Source organism: Streptomyces fuscigenes, from assembly GCF_021556455.1.
GTDB lineage: Bacteria > Actinomycetota > Actinomycetes > Streptomycetales > Streptomycetaceae > Streptomyces > Streptomyces fuscigenes.
Window position 1 is genome coordinate 1 of record NZ_JAKGCV010000211.1, and the last position, 9,536, is coordinate 9,536.

Annotated in this window: 8 protein-coding genes; 2 read left to right on the plus strand and 6 right to left on the minus strand. The window is 75.3% G+C overall.

Translation table 11 applies throughout. The features are described 5' to 3' along the window. Positions 1 to 492 precede the first annotated feature (492 nt). Complete coding sequence (locus L1885_RS17360; RefSeq protein WP_235798039.1) at positions 493 to 2,049, plus strand: AMP-binding protein; 1,557 nt, start codon at positions 493 to 495, stop codon at positions 2,047 to 2,049. A gap of 102 nt (positions 2,050 to 2,151) precedes the next feature. Here the strand turns inward: L1885_RS17360 and L1885_RS17365 are convergent, their stop codons facing one another. Next, complete coding sequence (locus L1885_RS17365) at positions 2,152 to 3,030, minus strand: SCO6745 family protein (RefSeq protein ID WP_235798040.1); 879 nt, start codon at positions 3,028 to 3,030, stop codon at positions 2,152 to 2,154. A 250-nt stretch (positions 3,031 to 3,280) separates the two neighbouring features. Between L1885_RS17365 and L1885_RS17370 the strand changes: the two genes are divergently transcribed. Continuing rightward, the gene (locus L1885_RS17370; RefSeq protein WP_235798041.1) at positions 3,281 to 3,949 is read left to right on the plus strand and encodes a class I SAM-dependent DNA methyltransferase; all 669 of its coding nucleotides are present in this window, start codon (positions 3,281 to 3,283) and stop codon (positions 3,947 to 3,949) included. Positions 3,950 to 4,085: 136 nt separating this feature from the next. Here L1885_RS17370 and L1885_RS17375 read toward each other — a convergent pair whose 3' ends face one another. The 5 genes from L1885_RS17375 to L1885_RS17395 form a co-directional block, all read right to left on the minus strand. Then, positions 4,086 to 4,376 carry a DUF4873 domain-containing protein gene (locus L1885_RS17375; RefSeq protein ID WP_235798042.1) on the minus strand — a complete coding sequence of 97 codons (291 nt, stop codon included), beginning with the start codon at positions 4,374 to 4,376 and terminating at the stop codon, positions 4,086 to 4,088. A gap of 296 nt (positions 4,377 to 4,672) precedes the next feature. Further along, on the minus strand, positions 4,673 to 5,596 hold the full coding sequence (locus L1885_RS17380; protein ID WP_235798043.1) for an RNA polymerase sigma-70 factor: 924 nt from the start codon (positions 5,594 to 5,596) through the stop codon (positions 4,673 to 4,675). A 268-nt stretch (positions 5,597 to 5,864) separates the two neighbouring features. Continuing rightward, entirely contained in the window at positions 5,865 to 6,248 is a 384-nt protein-coding gene (locus L1885_RS17385; RefSeq protein WP_235798044.1) for an STAS domain-containing protein, read from the minus strand. A gap of 20 nt (positions 6,249 to 6,268) precedes the next feature. Next, entirely contained in the window at positions 6,269 to 7,321 is a 1,053-nt protein-coding gene (locus tag L1885_RS17390; protein WP_235798046.1) for a cobalamin B12-binding domain-containing protein, read from the minus strand. Between the two features lie 230 nt (positions 7,322 to 7,551). Next, a complete protein-coding gene (locus L1885_RS17395) occupies positions 7,552 to 9,171 on the minus strand; it encodes a PP2C family protein-serine/threonine phosphatase (protein ID WP_235798045.1) in 1,620 nt (539 codons plus the stop codon). Positions 9,172 to 9,536 lie beyond the last annotated feature (365 nt).

Sequence of the window (9,536 nt, forward strand, 5' to 3'; positions counted from 1 at the left end):
CCGCGTCCGCGTCCGCACGGCATCCGCGTCTGCACGGCATCCGCGTCCCGTCCGCACGGCGGGGCGCCGCGCGCGGACGGCCGCGCACGTCCGGCGGCGCACCCACCACCGCACGGACCGCCGCTCCCGCGCGGCGACCCGTCCGCCGCGCGCCCGCCGCCCCTGCCCCGTCACCGCCACCGGCCCGTCGGGCGGCAGTCCACGTACGGCGGCGGCGCCAATCCCGGCCTCCGCGGGCGGCGTTGGCGACACGGACGGCCCGGGCTTATCGGCCCTGGGGCCCATCTCACCGCCGTTCGCCGCGAGTTCACCGTCCCGCCACTGCCCGGCCACGACCTCCCCCGCCACGGGACGCTCGACCGGCGAGAGCCACCGCCCGCTTCCAGGAAAGATCGTTCAGTCCTTTACCCTGGTGAATCGTCATAGCACCAGCAACGTTGTTGAGCGACCGCGCGGCCCGACCGCCCGGCTGCCCGCGCGCGAAGAAGGATCATGGACGAGCCCAGCACCACCGAGAACTACACCACCACGGTCCTGCGGCGACTGGAGGCGAGAGGCAGCGACGACGCGCTGGTGGCCGGAGCACGGCGCATCAGCGGGACCGAGGCCGCACACGCCGTGCTCGCGTACGCCGCGGCGCTGCGCGACGCCGGCGCGGGCCTCGGCGACGGGGTCGCGCTTTTCGTCCGGAATTCCCCGGAAACATTGCTCCTGCAACTCGCCGTTCACTTTGCCGGCTGCCGCATGGTGTTCGTGCCGCCCGAGCCCGGCAACGGCGAGCTGGAGGCGCTCGTGCGGCGCGCGGACGTCAAGGTGCTGCTGTTCGACCCCGTCTTCGAGGAGCGGGCCCGGGAGATCGCCGCGCACGTCGAGGAGGCGCGCGTCCTGTGCGTGGGCCCCTCCTCGTTCGCCCCCGACTTCCTCGGGGCGGCCGCCGCCACGGCCCCCCTGGCGCCCCAGGACGCCGCCGACGGCCGGCACCTGGCGACGCTGCTCTACACCGGCGGGACCACCGGCGCCCCCAAACTGGTGACGCACCGCAGCAGTTACTACCGGGCCTTCGTGGACTTCTCCGCCGACCTCGCCGCGCAGGCCGCGGGGGACCCGGCGCTGCTGATCGGCACGCTGGTCACGCACACCAGCGGCCACGCGGCCTTCCTGATCGGCGTCCTGAGCGGCCACCGCCTCGTGCTCCTCGACGGGTTCGACGCCGGGACCGCGCTGTCCGTGATGGACAGCGAGCGGATCACCCGCCTGATGGTCGTGACGCCCATGCTCTACGAACTGCTCGACCACCCGGAGTGCCGCCCGGGCCGCTTCCCCGCGCTGAACACCCTGTACTACACCGGGGCGGCCGCCTCGCCCTCCCGCCTGCGGCAGGCGATCGAGCACTTCGGGCCCGTCCTGCACCAGATCTACGGCGCGTCCGAGGACGGCGGCGTCACCGAACTCACTCCGGCCGAACACGACCTGGACCGCCCCGAGTCGCTGACCAGTTGCGGCCGGCCCGCACCTGGCGTGGAGCTGGAACTGCGCGACGAGGACGGCAAGCCGGTGGCGGCGGGCGAGACGGGCGAGCTGTACGTGCGCAGCGGCTCGGTCATGGAGGGCTACTGGAGGGATCCGGAGCGCACCGCCGAAGTCCTCGACGCCGAGGGGTGGTTCCGCAGCGGCGACCTCGCCCGCATGGACGGCGAGGGGTACGTGTACCTGGTCGACCGGGCCCGGGACATCATCGTGACGGGCCGGACCGCCGACAACGTCTACTCGCGCCTCCTCGACGACTTCCTCGGGGCGCATCCGGCCGTCCGCGAGGCCGCCACCGTCGGGCTGCCCGGCGCCGACGGGGAGGAGGTGCACGTGGTGCTCGTCCTGCGCGACCCGGCCGCGGTGCCGGACCGGGCGGAGCTGACCCGCCAGGTCGTCGACGCGCTCGGTGATCTGTACGCCCCGGCCTCGTACTCTTTCGCGGGCTCCCTGCCGAGGACGACGGTCGGCAAGACCGACAAGAGGGCCCTGCGCGCGGCCCTCACCGCCGCGCGCGGGTAGGGACGGCGCCGCCGCACCCCCACGCGCCGGGCCGGCCGCCACCGGCCCCGTCGCGGGCGGCGTGCCCTGCGGCCGGCCGCGCCTGCGGGACCGGAGGCGCGCTCAGCGCATCGAGCTGTACGTGCCCGCCGCGGTGAACGCGTCGTGGACGCGACGGAGGAGGACCGCGAGACGGCGGGCCCCCGCGTCCCCGATCGGCGCCCACAGCGGTACGCAGTGCTCGTCCGTCTCTGTCTCGACACGCTCGCGCGCGGCGGAGCCCTCCGCGGTGACGGAGCCGTCGGCGTCGAGCCAGCCGCGCTCCCCCAGCCGGGCCGTCGCCGCGGCCCACTCCTCGTCGTTCCACTTCCTGCTGGCCCGCGCGAGCGCGAGGGGGAACTTGCCGGCCGCGGTCTGGAGCACGTTGCAGTCGCAGGGGCCGAGACGGTGGTCGGCGAGGACCACGAGGTGGGCGTCGCCGCGCCACTCGCGTACCACCGTGATCTGCTGCCACAGCGCCGCCAGCGGGTCGCCGGGCAGTGCGACGGCCGCGTTGGCGGCGGCGAGCGGCTTGCCCGCGTACTCCGCCGCGGCCACGACCGGGTCGAGCAGCGAGCGGGCCTCCGCGACCTCCTCCTCCGTGAGGTCCACGCCGACGCGCCGCATCGCGTCCCCGACGGCCTCGAACCGGGCCGCCTGCCACCGCTCGGGCGGCGCGGCGTCCCAGGTTCCCGCCATCGACCGCACCGCGCGCGGGCTGAAGTTGTAGAACGTCGCGAGGGTGACCTGCCACGGGACCGCGCCCATGGCGGCCGACCGGAACGCGAAGTAGGCGGGCCCGCGTTCGGCGATGCCGAACCGCGCGGCCTGCTGGGCCGTCTCGGGGACGAAGTAGACGAAGCGGTGGCTCGCGTTGACGGCCAGGCAGACCTCGCGGACGGCGTCCGGTGCGATCGCACGGTGCCCGCCGGAGGCCGGGCCGGAAAGGTCGGCGAGGCTCATGGGCTCTCCCGGTTCGTGGGGGCACGGCCGGGCCGGGGCGCCGCGGCGTGGCGGGGCGCACGGCGACCGAGCGGGCCGGAACCGCCAGGCGTGCGCGTCCCGCGCGCATCATAGATGATGGAACGACGGGCACACGAGAGCCCGCCGGGCGCCGACCAGGGGCCGGCGGGGGCTCCTGACGCCGGGCCCGGGCGGCCGCGGGACGGGCGCGCGCCGCGCCAAGGACCGCACCCGGCCCTATGGTTGGCGGATGCGCGCACACCGGGTCGACCGACCCGCAGACCTCGACACGGTCCGGGACTCCTACGACCGGGTGGCCGACAACTACGCCGACATGGTGCGGACGACGGGCATGGGCGACATCCGCCGCCATCCCTGGCTCAAGGCGTCCATCGACGCGTTCGCCGACACCGTGGACGGCCTCGGACCCGTCCTCGACGTCGGCTGCGGGCCCGGCACGGTCACGGCGTACCTCGCGGAGCGCGGTCTGGACGTGTCCGGGGTCGACCTGTCCCCGCGCATGATCGAGAACGCGCGGCGCCTCCACCCGGAATGCCGTTTCAGCGTCTCCTCCGCCACCGAACTCGACCTCGCCGAGGGCTCGCTCGGCGGGGTGCTGGGCTGGTGGTCGCTGTTCAACCTCCCCCGCGGCATCCTTCCGCAGGTGCTCTCCCTGTTCGCCCGGTCCCTGAGGCCGGGCGGGCACTTCATCACCGGCACGCACGCGGGCGAGGAGGACGTGGCCCGCACCGAGGCGTACGGAGGTGTGCCCGTGCGCTGGACGACGCACCGGTGGCAGCCCGAACGGCTGGTGGGGCTGATCGAGCGGGCCGGGCTGGAGACGGTGGCGGAACTGCGGCTGCCGGCTGACGAGTTCAGCGGCCCCGGCATCGTCGTCATGGCCAGGCGCCCCGCCTGAGCGGCCGACGGGCGACGGGCGCGCCGGGCACGGTGCGGTGGGGTGCAGGTGCGGGAACCACCGGCAGCGGACGCAGGGTCCGGCGGGAGGAGGGGGCGCCGGGACCGCGGCGGGGCCCGCCCGGGGGCGGGCGGGGTCAGAAGGGCTTCTCGCCGCTGCCCTGGATGCTGAACTCGCCCGATCCGGGGTCGCCCCCGCTGATCAGGAACGAGCCGGCGCGGTCGCCGATCAGCAGGTGCGGCCGGGCCGCGCTCTCCACGGCCCAGCCGTCCTTCCTCGGCACGGTCAGACGGCCGTCCCAGGACGTCGGCCCCGGCACGCTGTCGCTCCCGACCTGGACGGACTCCGTGCGCTGGCGCATGTCGACCTCGGCGTCGATCTCCCTGGCGTTGATGAGGACAGTGGCAGGTCCTGTGTACGACTTCATGGATCCCAGTGTGCGCCTTCACACCTTTTGTACGCGAAAGTACTGTTCGATTTGTACGTAAAAGTACCTTTCGGACGCCTTCACGCCCGATACGGGCGGGGGCGACGGCCGCGGTCCGCCCGCACCGGCCCCGTCGTCCTCCTGCACCCTCCTCCGCGACTTCTCCGGACCCGACGGGGCGGAGCAGCGCTCCGGTGCGGGCAGGGCCACGTTCCGGGACCGTTCGGGCACCGGCTGCGAGTGCCGGCGGCGGGTGGGCGGGCAGGTGTGCCCGCGGTGCGCCTCGCACCTCCGCCTCAGCGCAACTGCCGCCGCACACGCTTCACTTCGTCGTCCACGGCCCACGCGTCCGCGACCGGACCGATGTGCCCGAGCTTGTCGGGGTTGACGACCGTGCGGATGGTCTGGATCCGGCCGTCCAGCACGTCGAGCGCCATGGTGTGCAGCACCCTGCCGTCCCGGTCGCGGTAGACGGCACCGGGCTGCCCGTTGACCTCGTGGGGCTCGTACGTGATGTCGACGCGGGCGAACAGCGGGAAGACGGCGGCCAGGAGCCTGGCCACGTGGTCGGCGCCCGCCAGGCCCCTGGCGAGGCTCGGCGCGTTGCCGCCGCTGTCGCCCACCATGCGCACGTCGGCGGACAGCAGGTCCCTGAGCCCGTCGACGTCGCCCTCCTGGAGCGCCTCGAAGAACCGCGTCGCCAGCTCCTCCCGCTTGCGGCGGTCGGCCTCGAAGCGCGGCCGCCCGGCCTCCATGTGCCGGCGGGCCCGGACCAGCAGCTGGCGGCACGCGGCCTCCGTGCGCCCCACGGCCGCGGCGATGTCGGCGTAGCCGAAGCCGAAGACGTCCCGCAGCACGAACACCGAGCGCTCCAGGGGGCTGAGCCGCTCCAGGAGCAGCAGGGCCGCCATCGAGACCGAGTCGGCCAGCTCGGCCGCGCGCGCCGGGTCCTCGTACGGGTCGTCGAGCAGCGGTTCCGGGAACCAGGGGCCCACGTACGCCTCCCGCCGCATCCGCGCGGAGCGCAGTACGTCGATGGAGATCCGCGTGACCGTCGTGGACAGGAACGCCTTGACGGAGGTGGGGCGGGTGGGCGAGCGGTCGAAGCGCAGCCACGTCTCCTGAACGGCGTCCTCGGCCTCGGCGACGCTGCCCAGCATGCGGTAGGCGATCGAGAACACCAGGGGCCGCAGTCCCTCGAACTCCGCCGTCTTGTCCACGCCTTGCCCCCTGGTCCGGCCCGGCGGGAGGGGTGTCCCAGCCGGGGTGCCGTCGCGGTCGTCGTGCGGTCCGCGGGGCGCCCTGCGGCGGTTCGCCGCCGCGCCCCGTGTCGCGGACCTCACTCACCAGGACGGGACCGGCCCCGCGCGTGTGACACGCGCGGCCCCGCGCGCCGGCCCGCGGGGTCGCTCCCGCGCTCGGGGCGTTCCCGCACCCCGAGCCGTTCCCGTGCACGCGGGACGCGGCGGCCCCGCGCCCGCCCGGCGCTCAGGCCTCCGGGACCGGGTGGGCGGCCCGGTCGTCGCCCTCGGCCCGCACACCGGTGAGGTGTTCCAGGGTCCCCGTGAGGGACAGGAGGCGCTCCAGTCTCGGGCTCCTGCGGTCCAGGTGCAGGCGCACCTCGCGGGCGGTCGTGGCGCGGTGCGCCAGCAGCAGGGCGGCCAGCCCCATGGAGTCCACCGCCTCCAGGCCTTCGCAGTCCAGGTGCAGGTCGGTGACCTGGGCGTGGTCCGCCAGGGTGGCCGTGATCCGGTACCGCAGATCGTCGCAGGTGTCGTAGTCCAGATCCCCGGCCAGGGCGAGGACGACGCTGTGCGGGGCTTGCCAGGTGATACCGATCCGCAGGCCGGCGTCGGCGGGATGGAGGGTCATGGGACTCCCGGGTCCGGTGGTCAGGAAAGGGCGGCGACCGCGCAGCGGCCGGCTCGCAGGAGGCGGCGGGCGCGCAGGAAGTCGTGGAGTTGTTCCTCCAGCAGGTCCAGGCCGGGCAGGAGGGCGCGGGCCGGGACGCCGCGGGCCGTGAGGATCTCCGCGGTCCACAGCAGGAAGTCGGTGAAGAGGTCGTCGTCGTCGACGTAGAGGGCGGTGGACAGGGCGTCGACGATGTGGGCGAGGTCCTCGGCGGTACGTTCCTTCTGCTCGTCGTCGTAGGACCGCATCGCGGGGAAGCGGTCGGCGAGACGCAGGAGCGTCTCCTTGACGAGGCGGCGGGCGTCCCGCGTGACGAGGGTGTACTCCTGGTCGAGGAGGTGGGGCAGGTCCGCCGCCGCCTGGTGCGCCGGGGGCGGTGCGGGCAGCGGCCCCGCGGCCAGCCGGTCGGCCGCCGCGCGGGCGTCCGGGGCCCAGCCGTCGGCGCCCAGCAGGCGCGCGTAGCGGCCGTCGTGGCCGAGGGCGAGGCCGCCCGCCATGACGGGGACGCCCGCCGCCTGGCAGGACGTGAGGGCCGCGTGCAGCACGGGCAGCCGGGCGGGGAGCGACGACGACAGGCACACGACGCTCGGGCCGGTGCGGTGGATGTGCGCGACGAGGTGCCCCGTGGGGACCTGGGCGCCGAGGTAGTCCACGTGCCAGCCCCGCAGGCGCAGGGTGAGGGTCAGCAGCCTCGCGGGCAGGGCGTGCCACTCCTGGTCCACGCAGGCGACCAGCACCCGGCCGCGCGACGTCGCCGGGTCGGGGCGGGGTATGGGCAGGGCGGCGAGGACGCGGTCGTTGATGGCCGTCGCCGCGTGCTCCTCGGCGACGCTCATCCGGTTGGCGGCCCATTCGATGCCCACCCGGTGCTGCACGGCGCCGATCACGTCGAGGAGGACGGACTCGGCGTCCAGGCCCGCGTCCAGGGCCCCGGCGACCGTGTCGAGGGCGGAGTACTCGTCCATGGCGGAGACCGCGGCCCACAGCTTGTCGGCCCACTCCTCGGCGGTGGGTGTGCCGGCGCAGGACGCCATGCGGACGCCGACGAAGTGCCGGACGGGGCCGCCGTCACCGCGTCCGGGCGCGGAGGGGCCGGCCGGGCCCCCGCCGCCGGTTCCCACGGTGCCGGGCCCGGACGGCTCCCGTGCGGGCCCGGCACCGCGGGCGGCGGGGCTCCCACCGGCGGGCCCGCCGGTCTCCCGCTCGCGCGCGTCGGCCGGGTCGGCGGGCCGGAGCTCCCCGTCCCGGTGGTCGGAGGGTGCGGTCATGCGGTGTACCTGCCCAGGGTCGTTCCGTTCACTGCGCTGAGGTGGGTGCCGCGGGGAGCGGTGACGGCGACCACGGCCATGTCGTCGTGCCGTCCGGAGCCCACCCACTGGGACGCCAGCATCTGCACGCGTTCGACGACGGCCTCCGCCGGCATGCCGGCGCACTCGGCCAGGGCGCGGCGCAGGCGCTGCTCGCCGAACAGGGCGTCGCCCAGCGGCCCGCCCCTGGCCTCCGTGATGCCGTCCGTGTACATCAGGCACGTCTCCCCCGGCGCCAGCGTCACGTGCGCGGTCCTGGCGGTGATCGTCGGCAGTGCGCCGACGAGGGAGCCGGAGGTGTCCGCCTCCTCCACCGACCCGTCGCGGCGCACGATCAGCGGCGCGGGATGCCCGGCCGCCGTGAGCCGCAGGCGCACGTGCTTGCCCTCGCGGCGGGCCGACGCGAGCACGACGGTGGCGAACCGCGTGTGGTCGCCGTTGACGAGGGCGTTGTTGAGGAGGCGCAGCATGCGGGGGTGGTCGTCGGCCAGCGGCAGCAGCGCCTGGAACGTGTTGCGGATCTTGCCCGCGAGGACCGCGGCCTGCAGGCCCTTGCCGCACACGTCGCCCAGGACCGCGAGGGTCTCGTTGCCGTCCTCGCCGGGCGGGTGCAGGTCGTAGAAGTCGCCGCCCACGCGCTCCGTCTCACCGCTCGCCCGGTACCCGCCGGCGAACTCGACGCCCTGGACCTGGCGCAGTTCGGGCGGGAGCAACTCGCGCATGAGGGTGTCGGAGATGGCGTTCTGCTCGGCGTAGAGGCGGGCCGCGGACATGGCGGCCCCGGCGCGGGCGGCGAACAGGCCCGCGAAGCCCTCCTCCGACTCGCTGAAGTCGGCGTGGCCGCCGCGGCGGAGCAGGATGAGCGCGCCGGCCGCCACCCCGTGGCCGGGCAGGGGCGTTATGGCCACGGAGCCGACGCGGCCGAACCCCTCGGGCACCATCCACTCGGGCAGGGCCGCGGGATCGATCCACCGCGAGGGCACCGGCGGGAATCCCCGCAGCGCCTCGGCCAGGCCGGGCACGCTCTCCAGGGCGCCCGGGGTGGTCGTGTGCCGCATGGCCCCCTGGCGGTCGCAGATGATGACGGGCAGCGGTCCCGCGGCGGCGGGCGCCACGACGACGGCCGCGTCCGCCAGGTGCTCGGCCGCGAGGCCGGCCGTCACCTCCATGCAGCGGCCCAGGTTCAGCGAGGCGAGGAGCCGGCTGGAGGCGCGAATGAGGAACTGCGTACGGCCGCGCTCCGCCTCCAGCTCCTCCATGGCGGCGTGGTAGGCGGTCTCCTCCACGAGCCACCAGGCGGTGGTGCCGTCCGGCAGCGCGGTGGGGTGCGCCGCGAAGTGGCGCTCGCCGATGGCGCCGGCCGCCTCGCCCTCGCCCGGGCGCCCCTGAGCGCGCGACAGCCAGGCGGGACCGTCGAACGCCGTGCCCGTACGGGCCTCGGGGAACAGGACACCGGCGGCGGGGTTGAACTCGACGATGCGCCCAGCTTGATCCAGGACCACCACCGGACAGGGGGCGGCCGCTGCGCCCACCGCGACGGTGGCGGTGGTGCGGGAGCTGTGCGCGGAAGACGTCATGACCTCACAGTACGAAGATGGAAGTGCTCCGGAATCCGACGTTCTCGCATTCGGGTCGTCGCGTGCAACCCCGTCGAACGCGCCGACCGGGCAGGGACGTCCGTTCGCCGGGACCTCGCACAAGTGTCCCCCGGGGTGTCATGGCCGCCTCCACCGCCCCCGCCCGGGCAGCGACATACGTCACGTTGTGGGATGAAACACTCAGGTGGCCGGTGACGTGTGCGGGAGGGCCGCCGGGCCGCCGTACGCCGGCCCGGAGCGTCCTCGCCGCATCCGCCGGCGGACGCCGGGGAACGCCTCCGGCCGGCGCGGGCCGGGCGCGGGGCGGCCGGGGCGCGTGCCGGGTGCGTCGCGTTCGTCACGTC